This is a genomic window from Pseudomonas sp. JV414, assembly GCF_032424305.1.
Taxonomy (GTDB): Bacteria; Pseudomonadota; Gammaproteobacteria; order Pseudomonadales; family Pseudomonadaceae; genus Aquipseudomonas; species Aquipseudomonas lini.
Genome location: NZ_VYKC01000001.1, coordinates 43,157 through 62,090, shown reverse-complemented (window position 1 = coordinate 62,090; position 18,934 = coordinate 43,157). Strand labels below are relative to the sequence as shown.

General features: G+C 55.7%; 14 protein-coding genes. All 14 read left to right on the top strand.

Annotation, left to right across the window (positions count from 1 at the left end; translation table 11 throughout):
• The first annotated feature begins 281 nt into the window (after positions 1-281).
• The 14 genes from F6R97_RS00305 (at position 282) to F6R97_RS00240 (ending at position 18,932) form a co-directional block, all read left to right on the top strand.
• Positions 282-1,592: an ABC transporter substrate-binding protein gene (locus F6R97_RS00305; RefSeq protein WP_048393523.1), complete on the top strand. Its 1,311-nt coding sequence runs from the start codon at positions 282-284 to the stop codon at positions 1,590-1,592.
• Between the two features lie 205 nt (positions 1,593-1,797).
• Positions 1,798-2,697 (top strand): carbohydrate ABC transporter permease, encoded by a 900-nt coding sequence (locus F6R97_RS00300; RefSeq protein WP_223569648.1) that lies wholly within the window; start codon positions 1,798-1,800, stop codon positions 2,695-2,697.
• A gap of 10 nt (positions 2,698-2,707) precedes the next feature.
• Positions 2,708-3,538 (top strand): carbohydrate ABC transporter permease, encoded by an 831-nt coding sequence (locus F6R97_RS00295; protein WP_038983399.1) that lies wholly within the window; start codon positions 2,708-2,710, stop codon positions 3,536-3,538.
• Between the two features lie 142 nt (positions 3,539-3,680).
• Complete coding sequence (locus tag F6R97_RS00290) at positions 3,681-4,784, top strand: ABC transporter ATP-binding protein (protein WP_030130272.1); 1,104 nt, start codon at positions 3,681-3,683, stop codon at positions 4,782-4,784.
• Positions 4,785-4,798: 14 nt separating this feature from the next.
• Positions 4,799-6,274, top strand: a complete 1,476-nt coding sequence (locus tag F6R97_RS00285) for a mannitol dehydrogenase family protein (protein ID WP_315865797.1) — start codon at positions 4,799-4,801, stop codon at positions 6,272-6,274.
• A gap of 126 nt (positions 6,275-6,400) precedes the next feature.
• Positions 6,401-7,897, top strand: coding sequence for a xylulokinase (gene xylB, locus F6R97_RS00280; protein WP_048393528.1), 1,497 nt, complete (start codon positions 6,401-6,403; stop codon positions 7,895-7,897).
• A gap of 13 nt (positions 7,898-7,910) precedes the next feature.
• The gene (locus F6R97_RS00275; protein ID WP_038983403.1) at positions 7,911-8,849 is read left to right on the top strand and encodes a carbohydrate kinase family protein; all 939 of its coding nucleotides are present in this window, start codon (positions 7,911-7,913) and stop codon (positions 8,847-8,849) included.
• 297 nt (positions 8,850-9,146) lie between these two features.
• A complete protein-coding gene (locus F6R97_RS00270; RefSeq protein ID WP_315865796.1) occupies positions 9,147-11,195 on the top strand; it encodes a type VI secretion system tip protein VgrG in 2,049 nt (682 codons plus the stop codon).
• Positions 11,186-12,052, top strand: a complete 867-nt coding sequence (locus tag F6R97_RS00265) for a DUF4123 domain-containing protein (RefSeq protein ID WP_038983407.1) — start codon at positions 11,186-11,188, stop codon at positions 12,050-12,052. Before F6R97_RS00270 ends, F6R97_RS00265 begins: the two co-directional genes overlap by 10 nt.
• Positions 12,053-12,081: 29 nt before the next feature.
• Positions 12,082-15,636 (top strand): LysM domain-containing protein, encoded by a 3,555-nt coding sequence (locus F6R97_RS00260; RefSeq protein WP_315865795.1) that lies wholly within the window; start codon positions 12,082-12,084, stop codon positions 15,634-15,636.
• 17 nt (positions 15,637-15,653) lie between these two features.
• Entirely contained in the window at positions 15,654-16,631 is a 978-nt protein-coding gene (locus F6R97_RS00255; protein ID WP_038983409.1) for a tetratricopeptide repeat protein, read from the top strand.
• Complete coding sequence (locus F6R97_RS00250; protein WP_053078274.1) at positions 16,628-17,617, top strand: tetratricopeptide repeat protein; 990 nt, start codon at positions 16,628-16,630, stop codon at positions 17,615-17,617. The genes F6R97_RS00255 and F6R97_RS00250 overlap by 4 nt, the downstream gene beginning before the upstream one ends.
• Before the next feature lie 3 nt (positions 17,618-17,620).
• The gene (locus F6R97_RS00245) at positions 17,621-17,875 is read left to right on the top strand and encodes a hypothetical protein (protein ID WP_231669778.1); all 255 of its coding nucleotides are present in this window, start codon (positions 17,621-17,623) and stop codon (positions 17,873-17,875) included.
• A 10-nt stretch (positions 17,876-17,885) separates the two neighbouring features.
• Positions 17,886-18,932, top strand: coding sequence for a tetratricopeptide repeat protein (locus F6R97_RS00240; RefSeq protein ID WP_088500319.1), 1,047 nt, complete (start codon positions 17,886-17,888; stop codon positions 18,930-18,932).
• The last annotated feature ends 2 nt before the right edge of the window (positions 18,933-18,934 follow it).

Below are 18,934 nucleotides of genomic sequence, written 5' to 3'. Positions count from 1 at the left end.
ACAGAATCACGCGATCCCTGTAGGAGCTGCCGAAGGCTGCGATCTTTTGATTTCGGCCGTATAAACCTGTACGGATTCAATCGGGATTAACTGCTAAAACACCGTCCTCTGCGCTTCCCGCATTGAACCCCAGTGCAAAAAAGTATCGGTCACAGTGCGATGGATGATTTGTCAGTCCATCGATTGAAGGCTGTAATCAGTGCACATTCTTCCTGCCTCGGAAGACACAAAAACAATAACTGTCCTTCTGTAACCCGCCGGGTGCAGAAAAGGAGTGCACGATGCAACCTTCTGTAAAAGCTCTGCTTGCTCTCACCTGCATGACCCTCAGTAGCGTCAGCCTCGGCGCCCAGACCCTGACCATTGCCACCGTCAACAACAGCGACATGATCCGCATGCAAAAGCTCTCGAAAACCTTCGAGGCCGAGCATCCGGACATCAAGCTCAATTGGGTGGTGCTTGAAGAAAACGTCCTGCGCCAACGCCTGACCACCGACATCGCCACACAGGGCGGGCAGTTCGATGTGTTGACCATCGGCATGTACGAAGCCGCGCTCTGGGGTGCCAAGGGTTGGCTGGAACCGATGAAAGACTTGCCGGCCAGCTACGCCCTCGACGACGTGTTCCCTTCGGTACGTGAAGGCCTTTCGGTCAAGGGCACGCTCTATGCCCTGCCGTTCTACGCTGAAAGCTCCATCACCTATTACCGCACCGACCTGTTCAAGGATGCCGGGCTGACCATGCCCGAACGCCCGACCTGGACTCAGATCAGCGAATTTGCTGGCAAACTCACCCATAAAGACAAAGAACAGTACGGTATCTGCCTGCGCGGCAAGGCTGGCTGGGGCGAGAACATGGCGCTGATCACCACTGTCGCCAATGCTTACGGCGCACGCTGGTTCGATGAGCAGTGGAAACCGGAATTCATCGGCCCCGAGTGGAAGAACGCGCTGAATTTCTACGTCGACACCATGAAGAAATCCGGCCCGCCGGGTGCGTCGAGCAACGGTTTCAACGAGAACCTGGCGCTGTTCAACAGCGGTAAATGCGCAATCTGGGTCGATGCCAGCGTGGCCGGCTCGTTCGTCACCGACAAGACCCAAAGCAAGGTCAGCGATCACGTCGGCTTCACCTACGCACCGCATGAAACCACCGACAAAGGTTCGGCCTGGATGTATTCCTGGGCACTGGCCGTCCCGACCAGTTCCAAAGCCAAGGACGCGGCGAAAACGTTCAGCACCTGGGCCACCTCCAAGGAATACGGTGCTCTGGTCGCGGAAAAAGACGGCATTGCCAACGTGCCGCCAGGCACTCGCGCCTCGACCTACACCGATGCTTACATGAATGCCGCGCCGTTCGCCAAGGTGACGCTGGAATCGCTGAAGGCCGCGGACCCGAGCAAGCCAAGCGCAAAGCCCGTGCCCTACATCGGCATCCAGTTGGTGACCATTCCTGAATTCCAGGCCGTGGGCACCCAGGTCGGCAAGCTGTTTTCGGCAGCGCTGATCGGCCAGACCACGGTCGACCAGGCCCTGACCGCCGCCCAGTCAACCACCGAACGAGAGATGAAGCGCGCCGGTTATCCCAAATAACCACGCAACCCATGTGGGAGCGGGCTTGTGTGGCGAGGGGGCTTGCCCCCGTTGGGTCGCGAAGCCGCCCCAAGGCTTTGCGACTGCTTCGCAGCCGAACGGGGGCAAGCCCCCTCACCACACAAGCCCGTTCCCACATTTGATCTTCATTTGCCTGTTCCCAATCGGTTCTATCGCCATGAATATTTCAACTGTCAAAGCTCACATGGACATCCCCCAACCGGTGCGCAAAAGCCGGTTGACCAATCCCGGCTGGTTTCTGGTCAGCCCCTCGGTAGCATTGCTGTTGCTATGGATGATCGTGCCGCTGGGCATGACCGTTTACTTTTCAATGATTCGCTACAACCTGCTCTACCCCGGTGAAAACCAGTTCGTGGGGCTGGAGAACTTCAGCTACTTTCTGAGCGACTCGGGCTTCCTGCCTGGCGCCACCAACACCCTGTTACTGGTGGGCAGCGTGCTGCTGATCAGCGTGGTGTTCGGCGTGTTGATCAGCGCGTTGCTGGAGGCCAGTGAGTTTCTCGGTCGCGGCATCGTGCGGGTGATGTTGATCTCGCCGTTCTTCATCATGCCCACCGTCGGTGCGCTGATCTGGAAAAACCTGATCTTTCACCCGGTCTCGGGGATTCTCGCCTACATCTGGAAACTGTTCGGCGCGCAGCCGGTGGACTGGCTCGCGCACTACCCGCTGCTGTCGATCATCATCATTGTCTCGTGGCAGTGGCTGCCCTTCGCGATCCTGATCCTGATGACCGCCATGCAGTCCCTCGATCAGGAACAGAAAGAAGCCGCACGCCTGGACGGTGCCGGCCCCATCGCGATCTTCTGGCACCTGACCCTGCCGCACCTGGCGCGGCCTATTGCGGTGGTGGTGATGATTGAAACCATCTTCCTGCTGTCGGTGTTCGCCGAAATCTTCACCACCACCAACGGTGGCCCCGGTTACGCCTCGACCAACCTCGCCTACCTGATCTACAACCAGGCGCTGGTGCAGTTCGACGTCGGCATGGCGTCCGCCGGTGGTTTGATCGCGGTGTTGATTGCCAACGTCGCGGCCATCGTGCTGGTGCGAATGATCGGCAAAAACCTGACAGATAAAGCCTGAGGCCTGCGCCATGACTCTTCAACAATCCCGCCGTCTGCAAAGTCTGCTGCTCGGCACTCTGGCCTGGGCCATCGCGATCCTGATTTTCTTCCCGATCTTCTGGATGGTGCTGACCAGTTTCAAAACCGAAATCGACGCGTTCGCCACGCCGCCGCAGTTCATCTTCATGCCGACGCTGGAGAACTACCTGCACATCAACGAGCGCAGCGACTACTTCAGCTTCGCCTGGAACTCGGTGGTAATTTCCTTTAGCGCCACGGCCCTGTGCCTGCTGATCGCGGTGCCGGCGGCCTACTCGATGGCGTTCTACGAAACCCAGCGCACCAAAGGCACGCTGCTGTGGATGCTCTCCACCAAAATGCTGCCGCCGGTGGGCGTGCTGATGCCGATCTACCTGCTGGCCAAGAGTTTCGGTCTGCTGGACACGCGAATCGCGCTGATCGTGATTTACACGCTGATCAACCTGCCGATCGTGGTCTGGATGATTTACACCTACTTCAAAGACATCCCCAAAGACATCCTCGAAGCCGCACGCCTGGATGGCGCGACGCTGTGGCAGGAAATGGTCCGGGTACTGCTGCCGATCGCCAAGGGCGGCCTGGCTTCCACGGTGTTGCTGTCGCTGATCCTGTGCTGGAACGAAGCGTTCTGGTCGCTGAATCTGACCTCGTCGCAAGCCGCGCCACTGACCGCGTTGATCGCCTCGTACTCAAGCCCCGAAGGTCTGTTCTGGGCCAAGTTGTCGGCAGTGTCGACCCTGGCCTGTGCGCCGATTCTGATCTTCGGCTGGATCAGCCAGAAACAATTGGTCCGCGGTCTGTCGTTCGGTGCCGTGAAATGAAGATCGCCGCCCCAACACGATCCCTGTAGGAGCCAGGCTTGCCGGCGAAGGCGATCTTCCGGACGCCTTCGCCGGCAAGCCTGGCTCCTACAGAAAAGCTCGCCCGGCTCCATTGAATAACAACAAACGGAGGCCCATCATCATGGCCAACCTGAAAATCAAAAATCTGCAAAAAGGCTTCGAAGGTTTTTCCATCATCAAGGGCATCGACCTCGAAGTGAATGACAAGGAATTCGTGGTGTTCGTCGGCCCATCGGGCTGCGGCAAATCCACCCTGCTGCGGCTGATCGCCGGCCTTGAAGAAGTCAGCGGCGGCACCATCGAACTGGATGGCCGCGACATTACCGAAGTCAGCCCGGCCAAGCGGGACCTGGCGATGGTGTTCCAGACTTACGCCTTGTACCCGCACATGAGCGTGCGCAAAAACATGTCGTTCGCTCTCGACCTGGCCGGTGTAGCGAAAGCCGAAGTCGAGAAGAAAGTCGGCGAAGCGGCGCGCATCCTTGAACTCGGGCCGATGCTGGAGCGCAAGCCCAAGCAACTGTCTGGCGGTCAGCGTCAACGCGTGGCGATCGGCCGGGCGATCGTGCGCAACCCGAAAATCTTCCTGTTCGACGAACCACTGTCCAACCTCGACGCCGCCCTGCGGGTGCAGATGCGCCTGGAACTGTTGCGCCTGCACAAAGAACTGCAAGCCACGATGATCTACGTGACCCACGACCAGGTCGAAGCCATGACCATGGCCGACAAAGTTGTCGTCCTCAATGGCGGCAAGATCGAACAAGTCGGTTCGCCACTGGACCTGTATCACCAGCCGGCCAACCTGTTTGTCGCAGGCTTCCTCGGCACGCCGAAAATGGGCTTCCTCAAGGGCAAAGTCACCCGCGTTAACGGCCAAAGCTGCGAAGTGCTGCTGGACGCCGGCACCCGCATCACCTTGCCCCTGAGCGGGGCGAATCTGAGTGTCGGCGGTGCGGTGACCTTGGGCATTCGTCCGGAACATCTTGAACTGGCGCAACCCGGCGACTGCACCCTGCAAGTCACTGCCGATGTCAGCGAACGCTTGGGCAGCGACACCTTCTGCCACGTCCTGACGTCTTCCGGCGAAGCGCTGACCATGCGCGTTCGCGGCGATCTGGCCAGCCGTTATGGTGAAACCCTGAGCCTGCACCTGGACGCTGAACACTGCCATTTATTCGATGCCGACGGCGTGGCGCTGACCCGTCCACTGCGCGCCGCAGCCTAATTCGAGAGCATGCGATGAAACTGAATGAACAGAACCTCAACCGCCTCGCCCCCGAGGTGGCCCTGCCCGCCTACAGCCTGAGCGATACCCGCCAAGGCATCGCGCACATTGGCGTCGGCGGTTTCCACCGCGCGCATCAGGCGTATTACACCGACGCCTTGATGAATACCGGCGAAGCACTGGACTGGGCCATTTGCGGGGTCGGCCTGCGCGCCGAAGACCGCCGTGCCCGGGACGATCTCAAAGAGCAGGATTATCTGTTTACCCTGTTCGAACTCGGCGACGCCGATGACGCCGAAGTCCGGGTCATCGGCGCCATCCGCGACATGCTGCTGGCCGAAGACAGCGCCGAGGCGCTGATCGACAAACTCGCCGATCCAGACATCCGCATCGTCTCGCTGACCATCACCGAAGGCGGCTATTGCATCGATGACAGCAACGGCGAGTTCATGGCGCACCTGCCGCAGATCCAGCATGACCTGGCTCACCCGAACGCACCGAAAACCGTGTTCGGTTTCCTCTGCGCCGCTTTGGCCAAACGTCGTGCAGCCGGTACGCCCGCGTTCACGCTGATGTCTTGCGATAACCTGCCGCACAACGGCGCCGTGACCCGTAAAGCCCTGCTGGCATTCGCCGCCCTGCGCGATGCCGATCTGCGCGACTGGATCGAGCGCCATGTCAGCTTCCCTAACGCGATGGTCGACCGCATCACGCCGATGACCAGCACCGAGCATCGTCTGCAACTGCACGATAAACACAGCATCGACGACGCTTGGCCGGTGGTCTGCGAACCGTTTGTGCAGTGGGTGCTGGAAGACAAATTCGTCAACGGTCGCCCGGCCTGGGAAAAGGTCGGCGTGCAGTTCACCGACGACGTCACGCCTTACGAAGAGATGAAGATCAAACTGCTCAATGGCAGCCATCTGGCCCTGACCTATCTGGGCTTTTTGAAGGGTTACCGCTTCGTTCACGAAACCATGAACGACCCGCTGTTCGTGCGCTACATGCGCACCTACATGGACCTGGACGTAACGCCGCAACTGGCGCCGGTGCCCGGGATCGACCTGACCGAGTACAAAAACACCCTGGTGGCGCGCTTCTCCAACCAGGCGATTGCCGATCAGCTGGAGCGGGTGTGTTCGGATGGCTCGTCGAAGTTTCCGAAGTTCACCGTGCCGACGATCAATCGCTTGATTGCCGATGGCCGCGAGACCAAGCGTGCAGCACTGGTGGTCGCGGCATGGGCGCTGTATCTCAAAGGCGTGGATGAGAATGGCCAGACCTATGCAATTCCTGATCCGCGGGCGGCGTTCTGTCAGGCGCTGGTGGCCGATGATGTGTTGATCACTCAACGATTGTTGGAAGCTGAGGAGATTTTCGGGACGGCGATTCCGCGTTCAGCCGAGTTTGTGGCAGCGTTCGAGTGGTGCTGTAACAGCTTGCGGGAGGTTGGGGTGACCCGAACCCTCGAAAGAGTGCTCGCCGCCTGATCGTTCCCACGCTCTGCGTGGGAATGCAGCCCGGGACGCTCCGCGTCCCATTCAGAAGCGGACGCAGAGCGTCCATTGAGGCATTCCCACGCAGAGCGTGGGAACGATCTTCGGTAGGGTGTTTCCATGGCAAACCAACAATTATTCCTCGGCATCGACTGCGGCACCCAAGGCACCAAAGCCGTCATCCTCGATGCGCGCAGCGGCCAGGTCCTCGGTCAGGGCGCCGCCGCCCATAGCCTGATCAGCGGTGCCAACGGCCGTCGCGAACAAGACACTGCCCAATGGCTGGAAGCATTTACCCTGGCCACCCACCGCGCCTTGCTCGCAGCGAATGTAGACGGTCGGACGATCCTCGGCATCGGTGTTTCCGGCCAGCAACATGGCCTGGTGCTGCTCGACGATCGCGGCCAAGTGCTGCGCCCGGCCAAGCTCTGGTGCGACACCGAGTCCACGCCGGAGAACGACCGCTTGCTCGCCCATCTGGGGGGCGAAAAAGGCTCCCTGGAACGCCTCGGCATCGTCATCGCGCCGGGTTACACCGTGTCCAAACTGCTCTGGACTAAAGAACAACATCCGGAAGTGTTCGCCCGAATCGCCCGCATCCTGCTGCCCCATGACTACCTCAACTACTGGCTCACCGGCCGTAGTTGCAGCGAGTACGGCGATGCCTCGGGCACCGGTTATTTCAACGTGCGAACCCGCCAGTGGGACTTGCAACTGCTGCGCGACATCGACCCCACCGGGCGCCTGCAAGCCGCCCTCCCGGAGCTGATCGATGCCCATCAGCCGGTCGGCACGATCCTGCCGGGTATCGCCGAACACCTCGGCATCAACCCCAAGGCGCTGGTCTCCAGCGGCGGCGGCGACAACATGATGGGCGCGATCGGCACCGGTAATATAAAGCCCGGCGCGATCACCATGAGCCTCGGTTCCTCGGGAACGGTTTACGCCTATGCCGAGCAAGCGAACGTCAGCCCCGATGCCTCGGTCGCGACGTTCTGCTCCTCCAGCGGCGGCTGGTTGCCGTTGATCTGCACCATGAATCTGACCAACGCGACCGGCGCGATTCGCGAGTTGTTCGAATTGGATATCGAGGCGTTCAACGCCTTGGTCGCGCAAGCACCGATCGGTGCCGACGGCATGTGCATGCTGCCGTTCCTCAATGGCGAACGCGTCCCCGCCCTGCCCCATGCCAGCGGCAGCCTGCTAGGGCTGACCATGACCAATCTGACCCGGGCCAACCTGTGCCGCGCCGTGGTGGAAGGCACCACCTTCGGTTTGCGTTATGGGCTGGACTTGCTGCGCCAGAATGGCTTACAAAGCCGCAGCATCTGCCTGATCGGCGGCGGCTCGAAAAGCCCGGTGTGGCGACAGATCGTCGCTGACATCATGAATACGCCAGTGATTTGTACCGAACAAAGTGAAGCCGCGGCCCTCGGCGCAGCGATTCAGGCGGCGTGGTGCAAGTCATGGGCAAACGGTCACGAAGACAGCCTGGCGGTCCTTTGTGAGCGCTGTGTGAAGCTCGATCTGGCCAGTGAAACCTTACCGATTGCAGCAAATGTGGCGGCCTGTCAGCAGGCCTACGAACGCTATCAACAGCATGTCGCAACCCTTTAAAGAGTGAACAATTATGTATTTGGTGTGTGGCGAAGCGCTGTTCGATTTCTTCAGCGAAGACGATGCCAGCGGTCTGGCATCCAAAGTGAATTTCAAGGCGATTGCCGGCGGCTCGCCGTTCAACGTGGCGGTGGGTTTGCGCCGCTTGGGCGTGGACGCCGCGCTGTTTGGCGGGCTGTCGACCGATTACCTCGGCCGACGTTTGCAGCAAGTGCTGCAGGCTGAAGGTGTGCGCCCGGACTACCTCGTAGACTTTGCCGCGCCGACCACGTTGGCGATGGTCGCGGTCGGTGCCAATGGCTCACCTCACTACAGCTTCCGTGGCGAAGGCTGCGCTGATCGGCAGTTGAGCCTGGCGCATCTGCCAGAGTTGGGGCCTGAAGTGCGTGGTTTGCACGTCGGCTCGTTCTCGCTGGTGGTGCAACCGATTGCCGATACCTTGCTGGCGCTGGTGCAACGGGAAAGCGGCAAACGCCTGATCAGCCTCGACCCGAACGTGCGCCTGAATCCCGAGCCGAACATCGAGTTGTGGCGTTCGCGGATTGCCACGCTGGTGGAGCTTGCCGACCTGATCAAGGTCAGCGACGAAGACTTGAGCCTGTTGTACCCCGAGCAGGACCCTCAGCGCGTCATCGAAGGCTGGCTGGAGCATCGCTGTCAGTTGGTGTTCCTGACCCGAGGCGGCGAAGGCGCGACGGTGTTCAGCCGTGCCCACGGTTCGTGGTCGGTACCGGCCAGTTCGGTGAAGATCGCCGACACCGTGGGGGCTGGCGATACGTTTCAGGCAGCGTTGATTACCTGGCTGACCGAGCAGCAACTGGATTCGGTCGAGGGTCTGCAACAGCTGAGGAAGGAGCAGATCGATGCCATGCTCAGGTTCGCCGTCAGCGCCGCTGCCCTGACCTGCAGCAAGACCGGGCCGGATTTGCCGTATCGGCATCAACTCACCTGACAGTCCCGACCTGACACGGCACCCGTAGGAGCTGCCGCAGGCTGCGATCTTTTGATCTTGATTTTCGTCGGACTCACCGTCGCCAAAGATCGCAGCCTGCGGCAGCTCCTACAAGAGCCTGCGGCTTTCAATGAGGGTGCAGTCAGTTGCACAAGCCCATATTCATTGGCCGAAACCCTGTAACTAGGGGTTTTCCCTATACTTCGCCCCCCTGCACCTACGGCATTTGCGCCTTGAACATGGCACTTTAATGCTGCACCATCCGCGCCTGCTTTTTCAAAGGACGGAACTCAAGGCATGCTGGACGCAAACGCAACCCATATATCCCTCTCGCTCGAAGGCGTTTCCGTCGACCTGCAGGTCCTCAGCTTCGTCGGCCGCGAAGCCCTCAACCAGCCTTTCTGTTTCGACATCGAACTGGTCAGCGCCCGCCCCGACCTGAAACTCGAAGAGTTGCTGCACAAGCCCGGTTGCCTGACCTTCGGCGCCACCGGCCAAGGCAAGATCCATGGTCTGGTGTACCGCATCGAGCAAGGCGATTCCGGCAAAAGCCTGACCCGCTACAGCATCAGCCTGGTGCCGCAACTCGCCTACCTGCGGCACAACCATGACCAGCAGATTTTCCAGCAGTTAAGCGTGCCGAAGATCATCGCCCAGGTGCTCGAAGCGCGGGGCATTCTGGCCGACGCCTACAGCTTCCAGCTCGGCGCGATCTACCCCGAGCGCGTGTACTGCGTGCAGTACGACGAATCCGACCTGCACTTCATCCAGCGCCTGTGCGAAGAGGAAGGCATTCACTTCCACTTCCAGCACTCGACCAGCGGCCACAAACTGGTGTTCGGCGATGACCAGACGGTGTTCCGCAAACTCGCGCCGGTGAGCTACCAGCAAGACTCCGGCATGGCCGCCAAGAAACCGGTGATCAAGCGCTTCAACCTGCGTCTGGAAACCCGCACTACCCGCGTCAGCCGCCGCGACTACGACTTCGAGAAACCGCGACTGCTGCCTGAAAGTGCGGCCAAGACCGAGTTCGCCCCGGACCTCGAAGACTACGACTATCCTGGCCGTTTCACCGACCGCGCGCGCGGCAAGCAACTGGCGACCCGCGCCCTCGAGCGTCATCGCAGCGACTACCAACTGGCCGAAGGCAAAGGCGACGAACCGACCCTGGTCAGCGGCCACTTCATGGCCCTCAGCGAACACCCGCGCGCCGAATGGAACGACCTCTGGCTGCTGCTGGAAATCGTCCACGAAGGCAAACAGCCACAAGTGCTCGGCGAAAACATCACCAGCGACGTCACCCATAACAAGGATGACTTCCACCAGGGCTACCGCAACCGTTTCCTCGCCACCCCGTGGGCCGCGCATTACCGCCCTGCCCTGGAACACCCGAAACCGAAAGTGCTGGGCAGCCAGACCGCCATCGTCACCGGCCCGCCGGGCGAAGAAATCCACTGCGACGAATATGGCCGGGTCAAGGTGCAGTTTTTCTGGGACCGCGACGGTCAGTCCGATGACAAAACCAGCTGCTGGCTGCGCGTCGCCACCGGCTGGGCCGGCAACGCCTACGGCGGCATCGCCATCCCGCGAGTCGGCATGGAAGTGCTCGTCACCTTCCTCGAAGGTGACCCCGACCAACCGCTGATCACCGGCTGCCTTTACCACAAGGAAAACGTCGTCCCCTACGACCTGCCGGCGAACAAAACCCGCAGCACCTTCAAAACCCTCAGTTCACCGGGCGGCAAGGGCTACAACGAGTTTCGCATCGAAGACAAGAAAGGCGCGGAACAGATCTACCTGCACGCCCAGCGCGACTGGGATGAAAACATCGAGCACGATCAGAAAATTCGTGTCGGCAATGAACGGCATGACACGGTCGAAGCCAACGTGTTCAGCGAGTTCAAGGTGGAAGAACACCGCGTTACCCATCTGGATCGCAAGACCGAAGCGCGGGCGGATGATCACCTCACTGTCGGCGTGACCCAGCATGTGAAGGTGGGGACGGCGCAGTTTGTCGAGGCCGGGCAAGAGATTCACTACCACGCCGGGGAGAAGGTGGTGGTTGAGGGTGGCATGGAGCTGACGGCCAAGGCTGGCGGGAGTTTTGTGAAGATTGATGCGGGTGGCGTGACGATCAGTGGGGCTGAGGTGAAGGTGAATTCCGGGGGTGGGCCGGGTGCGGGTACGCCTGCTGCGCCGTTGTTACCGGGGCCGATGAAGGTGGCGGATGCGGATACAGCGGGCAAGGCCCCTCTCCCCAGCCGTCTCAACGAGTCGGGTATCACGCCGTTGTGCGGCAAACAGAGCAACGGCGCTTGCAGCCGTAAGGATTGCACATGCATGTAAACACCATGAATTCCCTGCTGGCCGCACCTCGTTATGGATTCGAGTCGCTACCCAGGGAACAGTCCAGTCAGGTCCTGTGTTTCATCATCGATCGCGGACGCCAGCCCGAGGCGATGTCTCGTCTCTATCGCATCGGCGAACCGATGAATGCTCAGGCCTTGTTCAGCAGTACTGACTTTGCCGAAATCGCTGACGAAGGTCCGCTCTGGCTCACGACGCCTTGGGGTAGCCGATTGGCAAGCGAAGCCACGCGTCTGTGCGAAGAAAACTACTCGGGTATTGCGCTGGTCGCAGAAGATGCCAATCAGGCCCTCGCGCACGCGCGCTGGTTACTGCGAGCCAATGACGGTTCCGGTGGCCAAAGTCTGTTGAGCTACCACAAACCCAGCCTCTGGGCTGCGCTGGCCTACACCGCTGGTGACGCGGCCATTCAATTGTTCGGTCCTTGGCAAGCGGTGTACAGCCCTGCCCCCAGCCACTTCGGAAAAGAGCGCGGTGCGTGGCTGTCATGGACGGCTACATCGGAACTGAAGTGGCGTGGCGATGGCCCGGCTTACAACCTTCCCGACAACACAGCAAAGATTCAAGCGCGACTGGGATGGTTGTATTGGGTCGATGAGCAATATGTAGCGTTCGGTGAACCGGGCGACGATCGCATCAATGAAATTACCGAGAACCTGGACCTTTTGCTCAAAAACAACATCTACGAAGGTGATCATTTACTCAAGCTCGCCTCTATCGTCGATGGACCGCTGTTTGAAACCCGGCCAGAAGCCATGGCCATCCTGCAATCCAGGGAAGAGTCGTTCATCAAGGTTGAACAGCTGATGCAAACAGCATCCGCCACCCCCCAATGAACCCGACGCAACAACAGAACGGAAGCACCATGGAAATTACCAATCATTCAGTCAATCCTGGTGAAACGCTCGGCCAGATTGCCACTCGCTACAATACCGATGTTGCGCAACTGCGCCAGATGAATCCCTTTATTACTGACCCGAATGCCATCAAGCCGGGTTGGAATCTTAGTGTTCCCAAGAGTGCTCAGGCTGAAGCGGTTGCAAAACCAGCTGCCCCTTCAACGGCAGCTTCCCAACCTGCTCCAGCGGCCGAAAGTGCAAGTGCGCCTGGCCCTAAGCCCATTGACTTGGGGCCGAAAAAAGACTTTACAGAAACGTGCGCCCCCAGCTTCAAGGATCAGCCCAAGCCTTGTTCGAACACGTACGGCACCGCAATCTATGCAACCGATGAAGAAGAGTTTTGGTTACTGCCCGAGCGCGCCGCCTCCTCGATGAAGGAGGCGATGCACGCTCTGGAGAATCAAATTGCCCCGAGTAAATCCCGTGATGAGCGCCTCAAGGGATTAGATGACAGCGGATTACTGAATTACTTCCTTGAGCCAAAACTGAGTAATTTTCTCGAAGGCGAACAGCGCCAGAGAATGGAGGAAATTGAAGCTCAGGAACCGAATATCGAAATGGACCCAGGAATGGTCCTTCGCAGCCGACAAGAAGTAAAACGCGCAAAAGAAAAGGACGCACCAAAGGCCGAAACGCCGAAAACCGATCCTCAGCGCTCACGTATAGATCAGCTTCAGTCGGATATCGATACTCAGAACCGTATCCAGGATGATTACAGCGAGCTACGTAAGTTACGCAGCGAGTGGTTGGCGCTAAAAAAAATAGCTATTGCCGCCGCCGAAAAGAAGGGTCATACGTACGAGAACGGTACGTTGTTCGCTGCCGGGGCAATCGAGGCTCGCGCTCGCGTCCAAAATTACCTGGAGAAACGCAAGGCGCTGATCAGTGAGGGTGGCATCAAGCCACAGGCTCAGGAAGATGTCGCCAAGCTCCTTGAAACAGACAAGAAAAAGCGTGATGAACTGCAGAAGTGTTTATACACCTGCGAAGGTGATACATACGCCTACCTGGCGTGGAAGCATGGCGAAGCCAAGTCGTTTGCCTATCACGAATACACCGACGCGATTATCAAAGTAGCGGAATACGGGATCGCCTTACCTGAGTACGCACTGATCAGTGGCGATGACATCACTACAGGTATCGAGCAGTTCAAGTTATATCTCGATACGGAAAAACAGCAATCGGAAATCAATAACCGCTTGCGCGAAAAGTACAAAAACTGGATCGAAGCGACGGGTCAAAATGCCCAGGCCCCTGCCGGACTGGTCGAAGCCGAACGTGCCGAATGGGACCGTTTGCAAGTTGTAAAACAGGGCTTACACGAAAAGGCTCAACAAAAAGTCGCCGCTGACCCTATTCGACGTCACTTGTTATGGGAGCCTGAACAGTTTGAGCCTCAGCCGGTTGATCGGCTTGTCAAGGATGGCTTTCCGCTAAGGGAAGTCAGCACACTGGCAGCTAGCGGCACGCCGTTGAAGTGGTTCAGTTTGCTCAACCTCAAGGGTGCGCCAAAGCTTCTTGAGGAAGACCTGAAAAAGGTCGGCAAGAGCGCGAAAAAAATTCTTGAAGGCATCCCAAAGAACGGTAACGGTGGTGCAAGTAAAAACAGCGCGCAGAAGGTATTTGGCCAGTGGCTGGCAAGCCAGGGCGCACTAAAAATTGGAGATCAAGCCGGTGACTGGTTTGATACCAATGGTTGGTTCAATATCGACAAGTTTTACAGCTTCTTGCAAACCAACGGCTATAAAGTGACTCAGCTTGAGGATGCCGGTGCGCGAAAAGAATGGGGCGAGCACCTTAAACAGGTCGTATTCAAAAAGAGTGTTCGTGGTGAAGTGAGGCTTTTCGACAAGAGCCAGCAGGCGCAATTTGTCCGCTGCCTTGCGCCGCCGCAGAAAAAACTGCATGGCGAAGTGAAGCTGGAAGGTCCCTCCTTCTCTGCCGCTGAAGGCTTCAAGACGTCGGCCAGTGCGTCACTGAGCTTTGACTTGGCTCGAGGTGAAGTGGAACTGCTTAAAATCGACATGCCGACTCGCGAAAAAGCCAAGGATGTGACGGTCGATTACTATCTCGAAGGTAATCCTCAACTTCAGACCTTGAACCTCGGCCGTATGTCCTTCCATTTCGGTGCCCGTGCGTGGGGATACGCCGGTGCGTCGCTCATGCTCGCCGGCAGTATTGAGCTGTCACCTATAAACGGCAACGCCAAATATGGCGCGACACTCAGCCCTGTCAAACCGGCACAGCGCGAAGATGCCGAAGCAAAGGCTGAGCGGAAGACCCACGAAGAAACGATCAAAACCAAAGCCGACAATGGTGATACCAGCCCTACCCCAGACCTTGAACACAAATCCAAGGCTCTGACGGCTGTTGACACCAAATCAACTGGCCAAGTCATGTCCGGCAAGGCCGCCAACGTACAAATTGAAAATGGCATGAAGGCCAACTTCAATCTGTTCGCCGGCGTTCAAGCAGGAATCGAACTGACAGGGGCTTTGAATTGGGCTCCGCCTAAAGCATTGGCTGCGTTGCGTGCAGGACCCGCAACAGGAATCAACAACAGCAAGGAGGCTACAAGCGCTAGCCAATGGCTAACGCTTGCCAACCTTAGTGGGTCGTTAGGTGCCGCCTACGGCGCGGGATTGCAAGGCAACGCTCAAATATCAGTAGATAAAGGCAAATTCATCCTCAATCTTAAAGCAGCTGTTGTCCTTGGGCCGGGTGTGAATGGTAGTTTCAAGTTTGAGGTGGGTTACGAGGCGGTTGTAGAACTCATCAATATTTATCGGCGTGAGTTGTATAAGGCCAAGGGGGCTTCTATTAGTTGGATTACTCCGGAGGCCGCAGAGCAAGCTTCTGCGCTGAACGTACTCGGCGCAGTTGGGTTGGATGTTGCAATGGTTTATATGATGGGGATTAACGTCATCATGAACCTCTATGAAGCAATGACCAGTAGCGGAAAGGGAGGACCTATTGCTCATACAATTATTGAATATCACAACCCAGAGGAATTGGAAAAATGGTTCGTTCAAGCGACGCCCGCAGCTTTAGGTCCTATATTCATGACGTTGACATCTGAGCCGAAAGCATTTGCCGTAACTTCGATCAAGGCGGGGGAAGGCGATCCAAGTGATGAGAAGCACGAATACAAAAGAGACGAGGCATATCTACTACAACAACAAGCAATAAGCAAGATAGTGAACTGGATAGGAAAAAACTCTAATGCTTCTGGCACATTAATCGAGGCCCAGCAACAGTTTGAAGATGCATGCAAAAGCATGAATAAATTTGGCGAGCTCTCAGAAAGCCCAGGGCAAGCGTACTGCGAAAACAAACATAAACTAGACAACTTTATGCAAGACCCCGTATTGAAATACTCTAGACAAGATAGCGACCAGATTCGAGCGATTTATATGAGAGAGAGCAAAAAACTGGGTCAACGCCTAGATGACCTATGTAAACTCGACCTTCATGAAAATAGCTACACCCCCATTAGCACCATAAAATACATCGGCTCATAAATCTCGAGAAACCAAGCATGATTTATTTAAAGTCATTTTTATACACAATATTATTCTCATTCTTCATTAGTTCTAATGCGCTAGCCGCACCTTCACAGCAGCAACTCGAAGAAAAAGAAAAAGGAATTATTCTTTACAACCAGTTCAAGACCATGTCTGCGATCCCTCATCTAAAAGTCGCCGCAGAAGCGGGAGATCATGAGGCACAATATTATCTTGGCGAAGCGTTGCGAAAAGTCAAAAGATACATCACGCCTGAGGCACAGAGCGCTTATGAAGCATCTGCACTTCAAGGCGATATATATTCAATGATCAGACTTTCTGGAAACAAGAACGATCTTTGCGTTGTTATGAAGAACTGTCCCGAAGGTCGAAAAGAACCAACTGAATGGAGAAAAATGGCCTTAGATGCTGCTGAAAAAGAAGCAGCCAAAGGAAACGCCGAGGCCATGTACCTGATGTTTCGCCTAACTGGTGACGACAAATGGCTAGAGCAATCGGCCGAGAAAGGGTACGCCTTCGCACAATATTACCTTGCAACTGGGTACCGTGATGGAAAGGGATTTTTCCTGCTTCCATCAAGCAGAGCAGAAGTCGTTGAGCGCTTAATGAAATCATCTGCTGAAGGCGGCTACCCCTTAGGCATGATGGGATATGTAGAGGCTCTTGCGCACAAAAAAGATTTTGAAGAACTCAGGTTCTGGAACGAAAAGGCAGCCAAAGCTGGATACGCAAGTGCTGTATTCGGATATGGTTCATATTTATCTAAAAACCCATCAGAGTTCGGATTCCCTTATGATCCGGTAAAGTCATATGCGTTGATTTTTATGCTGCTTGAACTTGACGGTGGTGGCGGCATGCAAGATTACGCAAACGACATACTCCCTGAAATTGCAGCAAAACTAACTCCTGAACAAATCGAACAAGCAAAGCAAATGTCGAAAGAATGGAAAGCAACACACCCGCCGCTCTCATATTTCCCAGATAAACTATGAAGCAGCGATCAGCAAGAACATTTTGCTTTATAGCCTTTCTCTTAGCAGGAATATCCTTACCAGTTTGCGCGCAGCTTACGAGCGAGCAGCAGTCTGCTAAGAGTCAAGGCACTGAGCTTTACAATCAGCTCAAGGGGGCTTCCGCACTTCCCTACCTACAAATCGCCGCCACAGCCGGCGACAGCGAAGCTCAATACTATCTAGGCGAAGCAATACGAAAAAACAAACGATATATCGATGCAGCAGCCAAAGAAGCCTACGAGGCTTCTGCTGAGCAAGGTAATATTTACTCAATGATTAGACTTGGCCAAATGGGAGGTGATCTTTGTGCAACTATGAATAACTGCCCAAAAAGCCAAAAAACCCCTGTGGAATGGCTGACAAGCGCAAAATCATTGGCAACTGAAGAAGCTGCACAGGGCAACGCAGAGTCGATGTATTTGATGTACGAGATTACCGGTGATAAAAAGTGGCTTGAACAATCAGCGGAAAATGGTTTCGCACTATCGCAATATTTATTGGCAACCGATTATCGTGAAGGAGGAGGATTTTTTCTATTGCCTTCAAGTCGGGCAGATGCAGTTGAACGCTGGATGAAAGCATCTGCGGAAGGTGGTTACCCTAGGGGAATGACTGGACTGGCAACAGCCCTATTCGAAAAAAAAGACCTTGAAGGCGCCAGAAACTGGACCGAACGGGCTGCTGCCACAGGATATGTGGAGGCCATTTTTAACTACGGCTACTATTTATCAGGAAAAAACTCCGATTTCGGATTCCCGGTAGATTTTGTGAAGTCGTATGCCTTGCTTTCGCTTTTTCTGGAACTTGATGGCGGCGGCGGCGCTAAAGAAGATGCAGAATATGTCATATCGAAAATCAGAGAAAAAATAAATAAAGCTCAATTAGACGAGGCAGATACTTTTGCGGCCAACTGGAAAAAAACTCACCCCGCTCTTTCATTTTTCCCTTTCAAACTAAGCCGCTAATCCATGAAACGAACATTAGCCATTGCTATTATTTTGATAATTTCAGTGGGAGCACATGCACAGACTTTCACAGATCTGCAGCAAGCTAAAAGGCAAGGCATTACACTTTGTGGAGGCGGCATGCAAGAGTTTGCAAAAGACGAACTTCCTGAAATCGCTGCTAAAATGACAGATGAGCAGATCGAGAAATCGAAAAAAACTCTGACCGAATGGAAAGCAACCCGCCCTCCGCTGTCGTTCTTCCCTGACAAACTATAAAAATAATGTCATGAAAATCTCTCTATTTGTCGCTTGCCTTGCAATCGGTACTTTCTCACAAGTCGGCGCTGGGCAACTTACTATTCAGCAACAGACGATCAAACCACAAAAGCCGCTACTGACGGAAAAACCCAAATCAGTAGAAGCGATGGTTTCTTTCAACCCGCAATCTGCCAAAATACAGGGCATTACGCTTTACAATCAATTCAAAACGATTTCGGCAGTGCCATTCCTTGAGTTAGCAGCCCAGGTAGATGATCACGAAGCACAATATTATCTAGGCGAAGCCATTCGAAAAAACAAAAAATATATGACCTCTGAAGCGCAGAGCGCTTATGAAGCATCGGCCCTCCAAGGCGACATATACTCGATGATAAGGCTTGCAGGAGAGAAGAATGATCTCTGCGTAGAGATGACCAACTGTCCAAAAGGTCGAAAGGAGCCAGGCGATTGGGGAAAAATGGCTTTAGATGCTGCTAGCGTAGAAGCTGCGAAAGGAAACGCAGAAGCCATGTACCTAATGTTTATAGTTACCGGCGATGATAAATGGCTGGAAAAATCCGCCGAAAACGGGTACGCATTTGCGCAATACTTTTTAGGGGTAAGCTATCGTGAAGGGCGGGGCTTTTTTCTACTACCATCGAATCGGGAAGAGGTTGTTGAACGCTTAATGAAATCTTCCGCAGAAGGAGGTTACCCTCAAGGCATGTTGGAATACGGAGCAATCCTAGCGGAAAAGAAAGACATGCAAGGGTTTAGACTCTGGAACAAAAAAGCGGCAGAAACTGGATACGCGACTGCAATTTTTGGATATGCATCAAACTTAGGAAAAGAATCATCTGAGTTTGGATACACCTACGACCCGATCAAGTCCTATGCATTACTTCACCTTCTGCTTGAGTTAGATGGTGGCGGCGGAATGCCCGACTATGTGAACTATGTACTTCCTGATATTTCCGCCAAGATGACTCCCGCTCAAATAGAGAAAGCAAAAATACTCTCTAAGGAGTGGAAAGAATCTCACCCACCACTATCCTTCTTCCCCGACAAGCTATGAGT